The sequence below is a fragment of the Maricurvus nonylphenolicus genome, assembly GCF_042854845.1.
GTDB classification, from domain to species: Bacteria; Pseudomonadota; Gammaproteobacteria; order Pseudomonadales; family Cellvibrionaceae; genus Maricurvus; species Maricurvus nonylphenolicus.
In genome coordinates this window covers 4,731,992-4,748,321 of the sequence record NZ_AP031498.1, presented here as the reverse complement: position 1 = coordinate 4,748,321, position 16,330 = coordinate 4,731,992, and the positions used below count along the sequence as shown (strand labels likewise).

Below are 16,330 nucleotides of genomic sequence, written 5' to 3'. Positions count from 1 at the left end.
AATCCTTTAAATAGGGTTTCTTGTGAAAATATCCATATAGTTAACTATCATTCTGATGTAGATATCTAAGTTTTCTTATACGAAAGGGATATGGTTTCGAGCGGGGTTATTTGGTATGTCTATATTTGGCGTCCCTGATTTACTCGGTATATACAGTATCCGTCGTATTTTTTTAATATCAAATACTCTTTTAATTGCGTTTAGTTGTATTACTGCATCTGCAAATACTCTTCATATAGCATGCCCTTTAAAGGTTTCATCTCCTTATCATCAATGGGGGCAGAATATACTCTCAGAAGTGCAAGCTGATCTTGGCATTAGTATTAATCTGATGTCTTATCCTGAACTGAGAAGTATCGCAGAATTAAAGCAAGGAAGTATTGATGGTATATGTGGTGTTTCCAAGGCGCTCTATCGTAATCGGTTAGAAGAGGCGATTCTTATCCCTGTAGTGATTGCTAAGGCTGAGATTGAGTTGTGGAGTAAAGATAAATCATACTTTATTGAGCTTTCAGATAATCCGCAGGTACTTGACTTTAATCTTGGTTATTACCGCGGTGGAACTATTGAAATATTGCTGGATAAATACAATTTATCTAACCCAATTGCTGTGGCAAGTACTGAGCAAGGGTTGAAAATGTTAGCTGCTGGAAGAATCGATGCATTTGTGGCCACAAATTTCAATCTATGGGCTTCTAGGGATATGTTAAAACTTGATCAATTAAATGTTGAAATTCAGAAAATAGCCTTAGGAAATGTAGATATGTATTTTGTTCTACATTTTCGCCATGAGAATATAGCTGCAAAGTTTTCTTGGTATTTAGATAAAGCAGTCCAAAAATACGGCGGGCCTATACGATTTAAAAATTCATATTAAGGATGGCTTTAAATATATTCTCGAATTTATTTTTCATTTATGTGGTCTATATAAGGTTAAGTGATGATGGGTATAGAAAGTCTACAATTATCTTTGAAGTATGATCCTTAATTTTCCAGATTAAATATCTCATCTTATACGAATCTATGGTAATAGAGGTGTTTTTGGCATAATTGGTAAAAATAATATGTATATGATTATATAAATATTCGATTTCTCGTTATCAATATAGTCGGTAGTTTAATCCTTATCCATTGTCTAAAGTTGCATATCCGGATATCTAAACCTGCTTCTGTCACATGTTTAAATTTTCGGCTGTCTAGAGTGCATGTTAATACCTATTTATTCGCTTGTTATAGTCATTGGATAGGTTGTAAATAACAGTTAATCTACACTGATTTCTCGATAGAGCTCTTTGATATTCAGCATTGATAATTTTTCGGGAATCGTCTATTGAAAGTACTTCAGCCGTAAGCTCTGGAAGCAAGGTTTCAGGGTTAAATATGACCTATAATTTTGTAGATTCTTTAATTGACAGTGTACTTTTTTGCCTAAGATGAAGCTACTAGCCTGGCCCTTGCTAATTGTATTGTTATCACCTCTGGTCTCTGCAGAGCCGCTATCGGTTCGTTATGTCCAGGGTGGAAGTATTGAGCCATTTTCATATAGGGTAAATGGGGTTGCCAAAGGGGTTCTCCCGGATATAGTCAGCCTTGTTTTTTCTAGCCTTGGGGTCGAGGCGCATACCCGCTTAATCCCTGAGTCGCGAACGTTATTTGAGATTATCAATAACCGTGCTGATGCGACAGCGGTTCTAGTACTACGAAATATCACCATTGAAGATTACCCTGAGATTCTAACGGTATGTCCCAATCCGCTTTTTGTATCTAAGGTGTACCTTATTTGGCACTCAGATACACAATTGATTCCCGGTAAGATCTACGATCTAGATAAGTATCGTGTTGGCATTTGGAATTCTGGTAGAGGTTTCTTGCAGAAAGCCGGTGTGCCTACTGCGGAAAGGCTTAAGTTTCAGGATGCCGAAAACATGTTTAAATCTGTAGTATCCCGCAGGATAGATGCGGCCATTATGAGTTGGGATCATGTTGAGTTCTTGTCGAAAAGATTGGGGGTAGAAGGCCAGGTTCAGAAAGGTCAGTTCGTGTCGGATTTATATCTTCATTTGGCGGTTACTGATTCCTGGTTGGCTGAAGGTGGTTTAGTGGGCCAAGTATGCGAAAAAGTCTCAGAGCTAAAGCAAGCTGGGGAATTTCATACAATCATTGATCATTATCTTGGGCAAAAATAATGACCCATTCGATGAATATAAGGCTAGGATAGGTGCTACCTTGGAGTGATCAGTTGCAACACTCCGGCAATATAACTAGTTCGCACTTCCTCTGCGCTGATCTCATCGGAGGTCAGCCAGCGAATCATTAACCTGTGGCCTGCACCTATAGCCATTTCATTAAGTAATTCTGCAGGGATTTGATCCCACAGATCTCCAGCTTGTTGGCCTGCTTCAACCTGTTGATTGAGAGCATCGTGCAGTGCCGATTGCACAAACTGGCGTTCTCCCACCCAGTAGGCCTGGGGGATATTTAAAAATACGATACGGGCAATACTGGGGTTATCGAAATAAAAATTACACCAGGTTTCCAGCACCACACGCACTTGGTCGATACGATTGCAGTGATGGCTGGCGGCCTCTATAAGGGAGGCATTTAAGCCGTCAAGATCCTGTTTAATACAGGCGTAGAGAATTTCTTCCTTGTTGCCAAAGTACTTGTACACCGTCTGGGTACTGACTTTGGCCCTTTCACAAATGGTACGAATCCCCACATCCTGATAAAGCGCTTCGGCGAAGAGCCCAAGAATGGTGGTGCGCAGCTTTTCCAGGGTGTTGGCATTTATGGTGCGGCCGTCGGTTTTGTGAGCCGCTTTTGTGGTGCGAGAAGTCGTATTCATAGGGCGCATATTAGGGCTTGCGATGAGTAAATCAAAGCCCCACTTGAACTGGCTGAAAAGTGATCTATTGACACTTCTGAAAAATAGGGTAACAATGTTTCCATAGTTGAGATTTAGACATCGTTAGGAGAGATCTGGTAATGCTGGAAATGTATCTGCCTTATTACGCGTTGCTGGTTGCAGCGGTGTTGATCACTGGGGAAACCCTAGTGGTTATCCGCACCAACAAATACTGGCCCCTATCGCTGGATGATTACCTGGCCTGTGGACTGTTGATCTATAGCGCCCTGACGCTGGAGCAGCTGTTAAGCCAGTTACTGATGCTGTTGACCTGGGGCTTTATGGCGGGAAACCTCTACGCCATGTTGTTTACCCGGATGGACCCCGATGGCGGTAGTCGTGAGAGGCTGGCTGCCCTGGCGATAATGCTGGGCCTCAGTCTACTCGGCGCTGTGGCAACGGTAACAGTGCTGCTTAACTAATGAGCTGAGTAGTAAGACTCTATATCAAAAACAATAGGAGAAAGAGAGAGATGTCCCACCATTTAACTCAGGAACAAATCGAGCGCTATCAGCAACAGGGTTGCCTGTTTCCCGTTGATGTTTTAGGCCGTGAAGATGCTATCCGCTTAAGGGCAGAGCTTGAAGGCGGCGAAAAAATGCAAGGTCATCCACTGGGTCGTCTGCAGTGTAATAAGAGTTACCTGCTGTACGACTGGGCCGATGAGTTGGTACATCACCCTAAAATTCTCGATGCGGTGGAATCATTATTGGGGCCGGATATCCTCTGTTATATGACCCAACTGTTTACCAAGGAGGCCGGCAGTATGAGTTATGTCTCCATGCATCAGGATGCCGCCTATTGGGGAGTAGAGGCCGATGATGTCATTACCGCCTGGGTGGCACTTAGCCCTGCCACGGCAGAATCCGGCGTCATGAAAGTTGAGCCGGGTAGCCATACAAAAATTCTGGAACAGGTAAATACCTACGCTAAAGACAATCTGTTAACCCGCGGCCAGGAAATTCCTGCTGATAATCTCGATGAAAGCAAACAGGTGTATATGGAGTTGCAGCCGGGACAGATGTCATTACACCATTACCGTTTGGTGCATGGCTCTGATGCCAATACCAGTGATGACCGCCGTATAGGGTTTGCTATTCGCTATGTGGCCGCCAATGCAAATAAGGTTGGTAGCCCGGAATCTGCTTTGTTGGTTAGGGGTAAAAACCGCGGCAATTTTATTATGGAAAATCGCACCCGCAATTTATCCAGAAAACAACGTATCCGTGAGCATACCCGCGCTTTGCGCCGACAACTGCATAATATTTTTGAGCCCGATGCTAGTGCAAGCTTTACTGAAAATCTGCGATTGAAAATTACCAAGACTGCGGGGTTGGGATTAAGTTACTGGAAAGAGTTAAGTGCTCGATAAGTTATTTTTGGCCTAGGATGACCTTCTTGTTGGAATTGTGCTTATGGTAGGCTTGGCACGCCTAAACAATTTGCCTGCACAACAATATGGAGATGCCAGCTTGAAACGTTACTTATTTGTCGCCCTGTTACTTTGCGGTTGTGTGGATGAATCTGCACGGATCACCCATTGTGATTCTGTTGGGGATAAACAACCTCTGTGTGGCTGGCAGAGCCCGGAAGATATGGAACTGCTGGCTGACGGCAAAACACTGATGGTTAGTGAGATGGAGCAAAACCACGGCGAGGTCTATGGCCATTTATCGCTGTTACACGTGGACACTGACCGCAGACAGAAATTGTCCCACAGTGTTGTTGAAGGTGAAGAACTCTGGGGGGATAAATCCTGCAGCCAACCCCCTGGGGATTATCTGGCTCCACACGGCATCCATCTTTCCACCAGAGCCGATGGCCGACAGCAACTGTTGGTGGTCAATCACAGCGAGCGCGAGGCGATAGAATTCTACGAGGTTCTGAGCGAAGAGTCTGGTTATCGTATTACCTGGAAAGGCTGCGCCGAGGCGCCTGCCGGTTCTTTCCTCAATGATGTCGTGGCATTACCCGACGGCGGCTTTGTCGCTACTCATATGTTCGATAAACCAGACGCCCAAGTGGGTACCATGAGTTGGAAAGAAGGCTTGGCATTAATCGGGTTAAATCCTGGTTACCTGTTGCATTGGCAGGATGGCAAGTTCAGTCAGGTGGAAGGTTACAGTTCAGATTACCCCAACGGCATACAAATTTCTGCTGATGGTCGTTACCTGTTTATCAATGCCTGGGCTGCATCAACGGTCACTAAATTTGACTGGCACAATCGCCAGTTAGTGAGTGAGGCAGAGGTTCAGCATCCGGATAATAGTCAGTGGGGTGATAACGGTAAATTATTAATCGCTTCCCATGATTTTAGCGTGGGGGATTTACGTTTGTGTTTGAGCGATGGCACCAAAGCCTGTCCGGGTAAGTTTAGCGTTGTTGAGTTGGATCCCGAAACTATGCAATCTCGTGAATTACTGGAGCAACATGGAGCTCCCATGGGCGCGGGTACAGTTATTCAGGAGGTGGGAGAGACTTGGTATATCGGCTCCTTTATTGGAGATCGGATGTTAAAAGTGACTCATCCGTAAGGCACAACTTAAAGGCGATAGCCATTATAGCTATCGCCTTTATTTGCTGGTGATGTCAGTAATTACTGATCAAAACGATCCAAATTCATCACTTTCACCCAGGCGGCAACAAAGTCATTTACAAACTTCTCGCCACCATCGCTTGAGGCATATACCTCAGCAATCGCACGCAGTTCAGAGTTTGATCCAAAGATCAGATCAACCGGTGTCGCGGTGTACTTCAGCTTGCCGCTGGCACGGTCTTTACCTTCATACATACCATCGCCCTGCTTGCTCCAGACAGTAGACATATCCAGCAGATTAACGAAGAAATCATTGTTGAGGGTGCCTGGCTTGTCGGTGAAGACACCGTGGTTAGTACCGCCTGTATTGGCTCCCAGTGAGCGCATGCCGCCAATCAGTACGGTCATTTCGGGCACTGTGAGTGTCAGCAGGTCAGCTTTATCCACTAGCATATTGGCCGGTGAATCGTAGGCCTCATTTGTGTAGTAGTTACGGAAGGCATCCGCTGTGGGCTCCAGTAAGGCAAAGGATTTCGCATCGGTCATTTTCTGGCTGGCATCACCGCGACCGGCGTTAAACGGTACAGTTATTTTGTACCCTGCATCCTTGGCTGCCTTCTCGATAGCGGCGTTACCACCTAAAACAATCAGGTCGGCCAGCGAGACATCCTTCTTGCTGTCTTTCTGAATCTCACGCAGTGTATCCAGTACTTTTTTCAGTTCAGCAGGATCGTTCACGGACCAGTCTTTTTGTGGCGCGAGTTGTATGCGAGCACCGTTAGCGCCACCGCGCATATCCGAGCCGCGATAGGTTGAAGCCGAGGCCCAGGCCGTGCGCACCAGTTCCTGTACTGACAGCCCCGATTTCATAATCGCCTTTTTCAACTTGGCGGCATCTTTGTCGCGGATGCTGTTGCCCTTTGGCACCGGATCCTGCCAGATGAAAACTTCTTCGGGCACTTCAGTGCCGACGTAACGTGCACGTGGGCCCAGATCGCGGTGGGTCAGTTTGAACCAGGCGCGAGCGAAGGCTTCATCAAACGCCTTGGGATTTTTCCAGAAGCGCTCAGCGACTTTGCGGAAGCCGGGATCTTTTTTAAGTGCAAGGTCAGTGGTAAACATCACCGGTGGATTACGTTTGCCTTCAATGTGTGCGTCTGGCACCAAGTTGTGTAAGGACTTGTCAGAGGGGCGCCACTGATGAGCACCTGCGGGGCTCTGGTGTTGTTCCCATTCAAAGCGGAACAGGTTATCCAGGTAGAGTATCGACCAGCCGGTGGGGGTTTGGGTCCAGGCGCCTTCCAGGCCGCTGGTCATGGTGTCTTCAGAGTGGCCTTTGCCACACTTGTTCTTCCAGCCAAAGCCCTGGGCTTCAATGGGCGCGGCACCAGGCTCGGGGCCGATACATTTGCCTTTGCGGGCACCGTGAGCTTTACCCAGGGTGTGACCACCGGCAACCAGGGCAACAATCTCTTCATCATTCATTGCCATGCGGCCAAAGGATTCACGCATATTTTGCGCGGCAGACAGCGGGTCCATATTGGCGTTAGGGCCTTCGGGGTTAACGTAGATAAGCCCCATTTGCATCGCTGCCAGCGGCTTTTCCAGCTTGCCGTCTTTCAGGCGCTCTTTGTTGTCGAGCCATTTTTGTTCTTTACCCCAGTAGACTTCATCGGCCTCCCAGTCATCAATACGGCCACCGGCAAAGCCCAGGGTTTCAAAACCCATGGATTCCAGCGAGACATTGCCGGCGAGAATCATCAGGTCGGCCCAGGATACAGCGCGGCCGTATTTTTGTTTCACTGGCCATAGCAGGCGGCGGGCTTTATCGAGGCTGACATTATCCGGCCAGCTATTGAGGGGATCAAAGCGCTGTTGGCCGCCATCGGCACCACCGCGACCGTCCAGGGTTCGATAGGTACCGGCGCTGTGCCACGCCATACGAATCATCAAACCGCCATAATGGCCCCAATCAGCAGGCCACCAGTCCTGTGAGTCAGTCAGTGTTTTTTCAATATCGGCTTTTAAGGCCTTGTAATCGACTTTGGCAAAGGCGGCGGCATAATCAAAGTCTGCGCCGTATGGGTTGGACCGTGCATCGTGGGCACGTAAGGCGTCCATATCGAGTTTTTCTGGCCACCAAAATTTGTTAGTCGGTGCGCCCATGGGGGTGGCACTGGCGGCACCAGTCACGAGAATAACAGCGGCACCGGCAATGGCTGCGCTGATGTTGGATTTTTTGAACCTTGATTTTTTAAGCATCGTAGTGGGCTCCTCTCCGGGTAGGGCAATGACAAGGGCTGTCATATCGTTGTTGTAAGCCCTTTCAGAGTAGAGTCCTTAACGGGGTATCAAAAGTTCGAAATGTTGATGGTCATGTTTAGTTTTTTAGAACGTTCTAATTCTCTATGCACTGCATGCCTAATGCCGATTTAAACAGTTGCATCAGCAGCTCTACGCTCTTGATATCGACAAAGTTAGGACGGGCGATAAAGGCAATTTTACGGTGTGGGCCGGGATCCTTAAGGTGAACCACCTGGATGGGCATCTCAACCCCCACCAGCTGATCCAGGGCCATTTGCGGCACCAGCGTCGTCCCCATTTTGCCGGCGACCATTTGTATCAGTGTGGTTAGGCTGGTGGAGTTAAAGTTAATCAATGGGGATTGATCCGAAAGTTGGCAGGCCGACAAGGCATGGTCTTTTAAGCAATGCCCGTCTTTTAATAACATCAGCTTGCGCTGTTGTATCTCATCGCTACTGATCTGTGTATGTTTACCCAAGGGGTCGTCTATATCGGTGACCCAATAAAAATCCTCCTGCCAGAACTCGAAGGTCAGCAAGCCATCACAGGCAAAAGGCAGGGCGAGAATGGCGGTATCTATCTCCCCTTTGCGCACCATGTCTACTAGAACATGGGATTGTTCTTCTACCAGGGTAAGCTCAAGATTTGGGTATTCCTGATTCAATAGGGGTAAGACTTTTGGCAGTAAATAGGGGCCAATGGTTGGGATTACACCAACGGTCATCGGGTAAGACAATGGCGCTTTATTGGCATTGGCCATGTGGTACAGGTCATCCACATCCAGCTTGATCTTCTGGGCCTTTTCCAGAAACCGTTTCCCCAAGGGCGTTACCAGTACCTTCTTGTTATCGCGCTCAAATATCTGAAATCCCAGCTGCTTTTCCAATTCTGTCAGCGCGGTGCTGAGTGCCGATTGTGATATGGCACAGGCTTCTGAGGCCTTTTTAAAATGCAGGGTTTTCTCCACAGCTAGGGCGTAGGTGAGTTGCTTGAGCGAAATCATAGGGCTATCCGTCGGGCGGTGTCTTGGGCAGGAGTTATCCTACCTCAAGTGTAGTTCTAATAAATTGAAGATCAGTATCGATTTAATTCATTTTATTTTATGGAGCTGATAGCCAAATCCATTTTCCCTTCCGTTTAGGCTCTTATTGTATGGATTGATAATCAAAGGCTATTGGCTTTATTTGTTGGCTTTATTTGTTGGCTTTATTTGTTGGGTTTATTGGCCAAAGCGGCCGCAATTTGGCCAGCCATCTCATGGTTTGGCGTCGGTTTACGCTATAACCTGAGTCCTGTATTTACTCTTAACTAAACACAAAAGTGAGCTACCATGTTTAAGCTAGTTTTTGCCTATGGCTTTTGTATTGCCAATGCCATTGTATTCACCCTTGTTGGTATTGAAGTTGCCAATGTAACTGTTGAACAAGCGATGCTGGAGGGTATGACGCAGCGGGTTTATGCTTCCATCAGTTATGTGGATTATATGATGACGGGTACCTGGTTGGTCCTGGCTTTAGCTATTTTGCAAGGCCGCCGGAATCTATTCTTGGGTACATCTTGGTTTTATCTGGGGCTTATCGTCTGTGATGCGGTGATTAGTCACTATATGTCCATGGAGGCAAACGATCCCACGTTCACGCCTATGCTGCTGACATTAATGGTTACGCAATCGATATTTCTTTACTGGGCTATAGGTCATTTCTTTACTGCATCGAATTGCTCTGGTGTTGATGCAGTTGGGAAGGCAGCTTAACGAACGTCAGCAGATTTTATTGAATTATCAGCCTTGATGCTGCTGCCTATATTGGGTCGGGGTAAATCCCGACCACTTTTTAAAGCTTGATTGAAAGCTGGATCGATCGGCATAACCGATCACTTCAGCGATTTGTTCTACGCTTAAGGCAGAATCGAGTAAGTAATCGGCTGCTAACTGCATTCTTACCCGCGTGTAGAGTTCTCTAAACGTTGTGCCTTCTTCCTGTAATCGGCGTCTCAGTGATCGATAGCTGGTTTGCAAACCTTGAGCAACCGCCTCAGGGGTTAATGTTTTGCCTGGATTTTCTACCAGGTAACGGCACACTCTTTCCGACATGCCACCTTTATTTCTCAGCGAATTAAGCGCGGTTTCACATTGCTGACGGCTTAACGCTGCCACCTCTGCATCTGAAAACTTTAAAGGCAAGTCCAATACGGAGGCGGGTAAAAGATACTCGTTCTGAGGGCTGTCACATTCAATTGAGCAGCCCACGCTTTTTTCGATCTCATCAATATAGCTGGGTCTTGAACAGGCCAGGCGGACATGGGTAAAGCTAACGTCATCGCCAACATTGGATGCAATGATGGACCTCCATTCTCCCAAGATATGTTCGGTATAGAACTGATGTAAAAGAGGGTCTGTGTAGTGGTCTACCGAGGACGTAATAATCATTGTGTCGCCCTGAATGCTCATGGTTTCTTGAGCACTGCCGTCATTACCCACGAGTTGTTGGAAGCGCAAATAGGTTTCCAGAGATTCGCGTGCGGTTTTACAGCTTAGGTAGGCGTAGCCCAGTATGCCGTGGTCGGCAATGGAAATTCGACTGCCGGTTTTAAAGCCAAAGGCCGCAATCTTTATATGCTTAAGTGCATTCTTAAACATCCGCTCGACCGCTTTAGCGGGAACTTCAATTGCATTGCCCGACAGCGCGGACAAGGGGACATCGGCCTCCTTGGCATAGGGGGTAAGGTCCTCGCCATGTTCCAACGCAACTTGTTGCGCATGATAAATCTCAATGGCGGGAATCGAATGAGGGGCGGTAACAATCCCAAAACCGGCAAGCATATTAACAGTTGGTCTATCAGTTAATTGACGTTATGCGAAAGCCTATAGTCTGGCATGGGCGAGACCAATAGAAAAGTGTTTATTGGCCAGCGCGGCCACAAACTGGCCAGCTGTCTCATAGTTCAGGCTTGCTACTCACGATAACCTAGTGTTGACGCAAAACGATAGTAAGCAGAGAAGCAAACTGCAGGATAACAGGCGTCAACACTTTAGTTATTACGAACTGAGAGAGAAGAGTCATGAATTATAATAAGAAGCCATGTGGCAATCGAGGTATCACTAGACGCCCCAATAAACTGGCCGCTGAGATCTCGGCGCTGACCAAAATTGCGGCGGCCGTTACAACTGCGGCAATGATCATTCCTGCCTCTGTTAATGCTGAATCTGAGTGGGCGATTGAAGAGGTTATCGTTACGGCTCAAAAGCGCACTGAGAACATCAACGACGTCGGCATAACGGTTAATGCTTTTAGTGGTGAGCAGATGAAAGAGTTGGGCATCACAAATGCCACCGATATGGCCCAGCATACCCCCGGTTTGACATTGACGGAAGCCGCTCCTAACGGGATACCAGTATACACGCTTCGTGGTATGGGATTTGATGACTACAGTGCAGCCTCCAACTCCACTGTCGGTGTTTATGTTAATCAGGTAGCGCTGCCTTACCCGGTCATGACCAGTGGCCAAATGTTCGATATGGAGCGCATTGAGGTGCTTAAGGGGCCCCAGGGGGATCTCTACGGTCGCAACAGCACCGGCGGTGCCATCAACTTTATTCCCAATAAGCCCAGCGAGGACTTTGGTGCAGGCATTAGCCTTGACTACGGTCGATACGATTACACCAAACTGGATGGTTACGTTACTGGCGCCCTGAGTGACACTTTGCAAGGCCGCCTGGCATTCACTCGTACTGAACAAGATGAAGGCATCCAACAGCATATAGTAACGGGAGAAAAACTGGGCAAGCAGAATAAAACCGCTGCGCGTGCGCTCCTGAACTGGAATGCCAGTGACAGCATCAGTGTGTTGTTTGATCTTCACGCCGCCAAGGACGATTCCGATCAATGGGCTCAGCAGGCCTATAAGGTGACCAATGTATCCGGGGGAACGCTGACGCCGGTTAATCCTGCAGAACTCGATCCCGGTAGTCCTCGCGATGCGGCCTGGGACCTCAAACCGGAAAAAGACCAGGATAGCATCGGTGGTTCAATTACTGTGGATTGGGATATTAACGGTAATTTGAGCCTGACCTCCATCAGTGCTTACGATCGTTTTGAACGTGATGATACCAGTGACTGGGACGGCACCAGCCTGGAAGACTTCAATATTCGCAATATCACCGAGATAGACAGTTATAGCCAGGAGTTGCGACTGAGTGCCGATGGCGAAGGCTTTAGCTGGATCGCTGGTGTTTACTTTTCCCACGATGAAGTAGATGAAATCTATCACGCCTGGCTTAGCGATTCCGGGGCCAGTTTGGGCGCGTTTGGCGAGGTTGAAAGTCGCTACCAACAGGAGACCGATACTCGCGCTTTATTCGGACACGCAGATTTTGATTTGAACGAGCAGTGGCGATTATCTCTAGGTGCTCGCTACACCTATGAAGAGCGGAATTGGAAAGGTTGCACCTACGACGTCGATGGCGGCGTTGCCGGGCTGTATGAGTTTCAGGGCATACGTAAAGTTGGCAATGTGCCCTTTGCGCAGGGTGACTGTTCAACGATTGATGGTGCCAATGGCACTGTGAATCTGGGCACGGGTTATCTGGAAGTGACTAACGCGCCCTTTGAAGATGAAATGGTGACAGAGAATGTTTCCGGCAAGATTACCCTCGAGTATGCAGCCACGGAGGATATTCTGATTTACACCACCGTAGGTACTGGATTTAAATCCGGCGGTTACAACGGCGCGCTGGCCAACGATGTCGCACAGCTTACTCCCTACCAGGAAGAAGAAACCACAGCGTTGGAGCTGGGTGTTAAAGCGACGTTGCTAGACAGCACCATGCAGTTGAACGCAGCCCTGTTCCATTATGACTACCGCGATAAACAGGTTATTGGATCTGTTAACACACTACTTGGTCCCCTGGCGACGACGGTCAATGTTCCCCGCTCCGAAATTGAAGGTGCAGAACTGGAAATGCAATGGCGCCCAATGGCGGGCCTGGATATAAAACTGGGCGTGGCTTACCTGGACACTGTTGTTAAAGAATATGAATCCCTGAGCCCGGTATTCACCAGTTTTACCAATGCCAAGGGTGCGGAATTACCTAACACGGCTCAATGGCAATACAACGGTCTTATTGGTTATGAATTTCCCGTTGCCGATGGATTGTTAATTCGCGCAGTCACAGATTTTAGTTATACCGACAGTTACTACAACCATTTGGAAGGTACTTTGGGAAATGTGGATGAATGGTATGTAGACGACTACTGGCTCGTTAATGCTCGCCTGGCTCTGGCTGCTGAAGACGGTAGCTGGGAGGTAGCGCTTTGGGGTAGGAATTTGGAAGACAAGCATTACTACCACAGCAGTACTTTTGGTACTGATACGATTAACCGCCCAGCAGGAGCAGGCAATACCTACGGCGTTAACTTCAGTTACAACTGGATGTAGTTCTCGAGGCGCAGGGGTTAACTCTGCGCCTGGTTTTTCAATAGGTACCTCAGCATGAGTAAGAAGATAACCCGGCGCGATTTGCTTAATGGCATGGCGTATTCGTTAGCCGGAGCCGCGATGGCCCCGAAGACATTGCTGGCAGACACAATGTCTAAGGTCAGCGGCAATGCACACAATGAAAGTGTAAAGGGGAGCCAGCAAAACCTGTCGGAAGGTTACTATCCGCCTTTGAAGGATGGAATGCGTGGCAGTCACAAGGGGTCGTTTGAAGTCGCTCACGAATTGGCGTGGCGGGGTAAGCGCCCCCGGCAGTTTGACGACAGCGGCGAAGAATATGACTTGGTGGTTGTAGGGGCGGGTATTAGTGGCCTGGCGGCGGCCTATTTTTATCAAAAACAAAACGGTGGTAATCAAAAAATACTGTTGCTGGATAATCACGATGATTTTGGTGGTCACGCCAAGCGCAATGAATTTAACTCTCAGGGCAAAATGCTTATGGGTTTTGGTGGTAGCCAAAATATCGAGCATCCCGATAGCTACAGCCCCGTTTCCCGTGAATTGCTCGAAGAGCTGGGGATTGATTTCGAGAAGCTTACGCAGGCCATGGATCCGGAGTTTGCCCTGGCCAAAATGAATACGCCTTTCGGTATGTTTCTGGAAACAGATCGTAGCGCTAAAACCGTAACCGGTGATTGGTTTGCGGCATGGCATGGTTTTGGGGATTACAAGACTCTGGTCAATCAGCTTGATCTACCCGCAGATGAAAAGAATCGTTTGGTGAGCTTTTACGGTGGGGAAAAAGATTATCTCGAGGACTTGTCGATATTTGATAAATTTGAGTACATCAAAACGACTGCATATAACGACTTTCTGAAAGATAGAGTCGGCTTAACTAATAAAGCTCTGTCATTATTTGATACGTTTTTGCGCGCTAACGATTCTGTGGGGGGCGACTGCTTATCAGTGCTGGAGGCCATCATGAGTGGGGCTCCGGGGTTGAGGTCTTTAGGGCCACTGGGGCATTTAGGTACAGACTTGGCAATCGATCCTACAGACTTTTATGAGGCCAAGTACTTCCCCGATGGCAATGCCAGTATAGCCAGACTATTGGTTAGAAAATTGATTCCCGGCGTTGCAACCGGAAATAGCATGTTTGATATTGCCACCGCAAAATTTGACTACTGCAAATTAGATCACCCCGACAACCTGGTCAAACTCAGGCTTAATAGTACTGCCGTCAATGTGGAGAACCTGTCTGATGGTCAAGTAGCCATATCTTATGTTGATAAGACCAGCAGTCAAGGATACGAAACACCACAAAGAAATATTCGAGTAAAGGCCAAACACTGCATTCTGGCCTGTTACAACGGCATTATTCCCCATCTATGTCCAGATTTGCCAGAGGAACAAAAAGAACACCTAAAGTACGGTGTGAAATGCCCACTGGTATATATCAATGTCGTGTTGAGAGATGGTGGTGTACTCAACAGGGCTGGAGCAAAAATGTTTATCTGCCCCAACAGTCACTACGACTGGATTGCCACAGCGCCGTTGATCAACCTTGGAGACTATAGCGCGAATGTGGTTGATGGTGAACCTGCGGTATTGTTTATGAGCAAAACCCCACCGCCACAACGCGATCCCACTAATCCACAACAAACTGCCAGAGATCTCTTTCGTCTTGGGCGCTATGAACTGTATAGCACACCCTTTTCGGAATACGAAGCCAAGGTCAAACAGCAACTCAATACCATGTTTGGGCCATACGGCTTTGATGCTGAACGAGATCTTGAGGCGATTACCGTTAACCGCTGGTCACATGGGTACGCCTACCATTATATGGATTTATTCGATCCTGAATGGCCGCCCGGTGAGGCACCCCATGAGCTGGGTCGTAAACCCTTCGGCAATGTCACCATAGCTAACTCGGACTCAGAGGCCTACGCCTACGTAAACGGTGCTATCGATGCCGCCTGGCGTTCGGTCAAAGAACAACTTCTGAAATAACTCGCTAAAAGCAGAGGTCAATCCATTTTGGAGATACCACCATGAATAAACTTGTAAAACTTTATTTTCTCTTTATGGCAGCTATTGGCTTGGCTGCCTGTCAAGCCAACACCCTTAACGGTTCAGATGATATGAATGTAGCAGTAGCTAATGCAGACGTTAGTCAGGAATTCCTCGATTTGTTCGATTACGAACTCCAGAATCGCGCTTTTGCCTTAAATTTGATGGAGGCAGCGGTGGAGAAGGGAGAAGGTGATCAAGCATTGCCTTTTGCTAAAGCCTATTTGGCATTGGAAAAGCTCAACCAGCGCCACTTTGCCCCTGCCGCCAAGGCCTACAACCTGGATATGAAACCTCGCTGGTGGACGCGAACACGTACTTCCTTGGCGAAGTTAGGTACTGCTCTGATGCCAGAGACTTCGTTGAAAACGGTTCACCGGGTCACGGTAAAATATGTCGAGCAACTGCAGCGGCTTGAAGCGATATCCCCGGCGCGAGATAAGAAATTCTTTGGTTACGTCGTTGCGCAGGAGGAAGCGCAGGCGGAAGCCGTTGGTTTGGTCTTGGTGGGGAACATAGATCAGGCTGCAATGCTGCTTAACAACTTTGTCCAGCAGCATCAGGATCATAATTTTTATTAAGTGCGAGAGGTAAAGAAAGTGAATGAGACATTGAGCATTCTTCGTTGGATATTTGGTGCTTACTATTTTCTAGTGGGTATCGCTGTCATTTTATCGTTGCTGGAAATACTTCCGAGCGCTAACAGTATTGATTTTGGGCAGGGTATAAACGATTTTATCGCAGCCTTGGAGAAAACCGGGTTTGCACTGGGAGCATTGGCGATAACCTATACGGTGTCAGGGGCCTTGATTCTAAATCACAATACTGCCCACCTAGGGTTGGTGATACTTGCGCCTGCAGTGGTTATGATTTTCCTAACTCACTGGTTTATAGAAGAGGGTGCACCTCTTTGGGGATCGCTGCATATGGCCATACTGTTAATACTGGCATGGCAGTATAGACAGGGATACGCCTCGTTGTTCAACTTTTCGGGAAACCTTCATCAGCTTCCTGGCAATATACTCTGACCGGATAATATAAATTTATCGGTTATGTATAGCCTCACAATATGTTGGTTG

General features: G+C 47.6%; 14 protein-coding genes. 10 read left to right on the top strand and 4 right to left on the bottom strand.

Going from position 1 to position 16,330, the window contains the following annotated elements:
- Window positions 1-115 precede the first annotated feature (115 nt).
- On the top strand, window positions 116-877 hold the full coding sequence (locus tag ACGHZ6_RS20610) for a hypothetical protein (protein WP_390615924.1): 762 nt from the start codon (window positions 116-118) through the stop codon (window positions 875-877).
- A gap of 547 nt (window positions 878-1,424) precedes the next feature.
- The gene (locus ACGHZ6_RS20605; protein ID WP_390615923.1) at window positions 1,425-2,186 is read left to right on the top strand and encodes a substrate-binding periplasmic protein; all 762 of its coding nucleotides are present in this window, start codon (window positions 1,425-1,427) and stop codon (window positions 2,184-2,186) included.
- Between the two features lie 35 nt (window positions 2,187-2,221).
- Here the strand turns inward: ACGHZ6_RS20605 and ACGHZ6_RS20600 are convergent, their stop codons facing one another.
- The gene (locus tag ACGHZ6_RS20600) at window positions 2,222-2,845 is read right to left on the bottom strand and encodes a TetR/AcrR family transcriptional regulator (protein ID WP_390615922.1); all 624 of its coding nucleotides are present in this window, start codon (window positions 2,843-2,845) and stop codon (window positions 2,222-2,224) included.
- 140 nt (window positions 2,846-2,985) lie between these two features.
- Here ACGHZ6_RS20600 and ACGHZ6_RS20595 point away from each other — a divergent pair, with 140 nt between their 5' ends.
- The 3 genes from ACGHZ6_RS20595 to ACGHZ6_RS20585 all read left to right on the top strand — a co-directional run bounded on the left by ACGHZ6_RS20595 (window position 2,986) and on the right by ACGHZ6_RS20585 (window position 5,439).
- Entirely contained in the window at window positions 2,986-3,327 is a 342-nt protein-coding gene (locus ACGHZ6_RS20595) for a hypothetical protein (protein ID WP_390615921.1), read from the top strand.
- Between the two features lie 50 nt (window positions 3,328-3,377).
- Window positions 3,378-4,277 carry a phytanoyl-CoA dioxygenase family protein gene (locus ACGHZ6_RS20590; protein WP_390615920.1) on the top strand — a complete coding sequence of 300 codons (900 nt, stop codon included), beginning with the start codon at window positions 3,378-3,380 and terminating at the stop codon, window positions 4,275-4,277.
- Window positions 4,278-4,377: 100 nt separating this feature from the next.
- On the top strand, window positions 4,378-5,439 hold the full coding sequence (locus ACGHZ6_RS20585; protein ID WP_390615919.1) for a hypothetical protein: 1,062 nt from the start codon (window positions 4,378-4,380) through the stop codon (window positions 5,437-5,439).
- Window positions 5,440-5,501: 62 nt separating this feature from the next.
- Here ACGHZ6_RS20585 and katG read toward each other — a convergent pair whose 3' ends face one another.
- Both katG and ACGHZ6_RS20575 read right to left on the bottom strand, forming a co-directional pair.
- Window positions 5,502-7,703 carry a catalase/peroxidase HPI gene (gene katG, locus ACGHZ6_RS20580; RefSeq protein WP_390615918.1) on the bottom strand — a complete coding sequence of 734 codons (2,202 nt, stop codon included), beginning with the start codon at window positions 7,701-7,703 and terminating at the stop codon, window positions 5,502-5,504.
- Window positions 7,704-7,839: 136 nt separating this feature from the next.
- Window positions 7,840-8,748 carry a LysR substrate-binding domain-containing protein gene (locus ACGHZ6_RS20575; RefSeq protein ID WP_390615917.1) on the bottom strand — a complete coding sequence of 303 codons (909 nt, stop codon included), beginning with the start codon at window positions 8,746-8,748 and terminating at the stop codon, window positions 7,840-7,842.
- A 327-nt stretch (window positions 8,749-9,075) separates the two neighbouring features.
- Here ACGHZ6_RS20575 and ACGHZ6_RS20570 point away from each other — a divergent pair, with 327 nt between their 5' ends.
- A complete protein-coding gene (locus tag ACGHZ6_RS20570) occupies window positions 9,076-9,498 on the top strand; it encodes a hypothetical protein (RefSeq protein ID WP_390615916.1) in 423 nt (140 codons plus the stop codon).
- Window positions 9,499-9,525: 27 nt separating this feature from the next.
- On the opposite strand, the gene ACGHZ6_RS20565 is transcribed toward ACGHZ6_RS20570, so the two are convergent.
- Window positions 9,526-10,566, bottom strand: coding sequence for an AraC family transcriptional regulator ligand-binding domain-containing protein (locus ACGHZ6_RS20565; RefSeq protein WP_390615915.1), 1,041 nt, complete (start codon window positions 10,564-10,566; stop codon window positions 9,526-9,528).
- A 239-nt stretch (window positions 10,567-10,805) separates the two neighbouring features.
- Between ACGHZ6_RS20565 and ACGHZ6_RS20560 the strand changes: the two genes are divergently transcribed.
- From ACGHZ6_RS20560 to ACGHZ6_RS20545, 4 genes are read left to right on the top strand one after another with little or no spacing between them, the layout of a single operon-like run.
- Window positions 10,806-13,181 carry a TonB-dependent receptor gene (locus ACGHZ6_RS20560; RefSeq protein WP_390615914.1) on the top strand — a complete coding sequence of 792 codons (2,376 nt, stop codon included), beginning with the start codon at window positions 10,806-10,808 and terminating at the stop codon, window positions 13,179-13,181.
- A gap of 54 nt (window positions 13,182-13,235) precedes the next feature.
- A complete protein-coding gene (locus tag ACGHZ6_RS20555; RefSeq protein WP_390615913.1) occupies window positions 13,236-15,191 on the top strand; it encodes an NAD(P)-binding protein in 1,956 nt (651 codons plus the stop codon).
- A 41-nt stretch (window positions 15,192-15,232) separates the two neighbouring features.
- Window positions 15,233-15,832, top strand: coding sequence for a hypothetical protein (locus tag ACGHZ6_RS20550; RefSeq protein WP_390615912.1), 600 nt, complete (start codon window positions 15,233-15,235; stop codon window positions 15,830-15,832).
- An 18-nt stretch (window positions 15,833-15,850) separates the two neighbouring features.
- Window positions 15,851-16,279: a hypothetical protein gene (locus ACGHZ6_RS20545; RefSeq protein WP_390615911.1), complete on the top strand. Its 429-nt coding sequence runs from the start codon at window positions 15,851-15,853 to the stop codon at window positions 16,277-16,279.
- Window positions 16,280-16,330: the final 51 nt, after the last annotated feature.

Excerpts from the sequence above, each read along its gene's own strand:
- ACGHZ6_RS20595 (WP_390615921.1), top strand. The coding sequence starts at position 2,986 with ATGCTGGAAATGTATCTGCCTTATTACGCGTTGCTGGTTGCAGCGGTG.
- ACGHZ6_RS20575 (WP_390615917.1), bottom strand. The coding sequence starts at position 8,748 with ATGATTTCGCTCAAGCAACTCACCTACGCCCTAGCTGTGGAGAAAACC.
- ACGHZ6_RS20600 (WP_390615922.1), bottom strand. The coding sequence starts at position 2,845 with ATGAATACGACTTCTCGCACCACAAAAGCGGCTCACAAAACCGACGGC.
- ACGHZ6_RS20590 (WP_390615920.1), top strand. The coding sequence starts at position 3,378 with ATGTCCCACCATTTAACTCAGGAACAAATCGAGCGCTATCAGCAACAG.
- ACGHZ6_RS20565 (WP_390615915.1), bottom strand. The coding sequence starts at position 10,566 with ATGCTTGCCGGTTTTGGGATTGTTACCGCCCCTCATTCGATTCCCGCC.
- ACGHZ6_RS20550 (WP_390615912.1), top strand. The coding sequence starts at position 15,233 with ATGAATAAACTTGTAAAACTTTATTTTCTCTTTATGGCAGCTATTGGC.
- ACGHZ6_RS20555 (WP_390615913.1), top strand. The coding sequence starts at position 13,236 with ATGAGTAAGAAGATAACCCGGCGCGATTTGCTTAATGGCATGGCGTAT.
- ACGHZ6_RS20560 (WP_390615914.1), top strand. The coding sequence starts at position 10,806 with ATGAATTATAATAAGAAGCCATGTGGCAATCGAGGTATCACTAGACGC.
- ACGHZ6_RS20570 (WP_390615916.1), top strand. The coding sequence starts at position 9,076 with ATGTTTAAGCTAGTTTTTGCCTATGGCTTTTGTATTGCCAATGCCATT.
- katG (WP_390615918.1), bottom strand. The coding sequence starts at position 7,703 with ATGCTTAAAAAATCAAGGTTCAAAAAATCCAACATCAGCGCAGCCATT.
- ACGHZ6_RS20610 (WP_390615924.1), top strand. The coding sequence starts at position 116 with ATGTCTATATTTGGCGTCCCTGATTTACTCGGTATATACAGTATCCGT.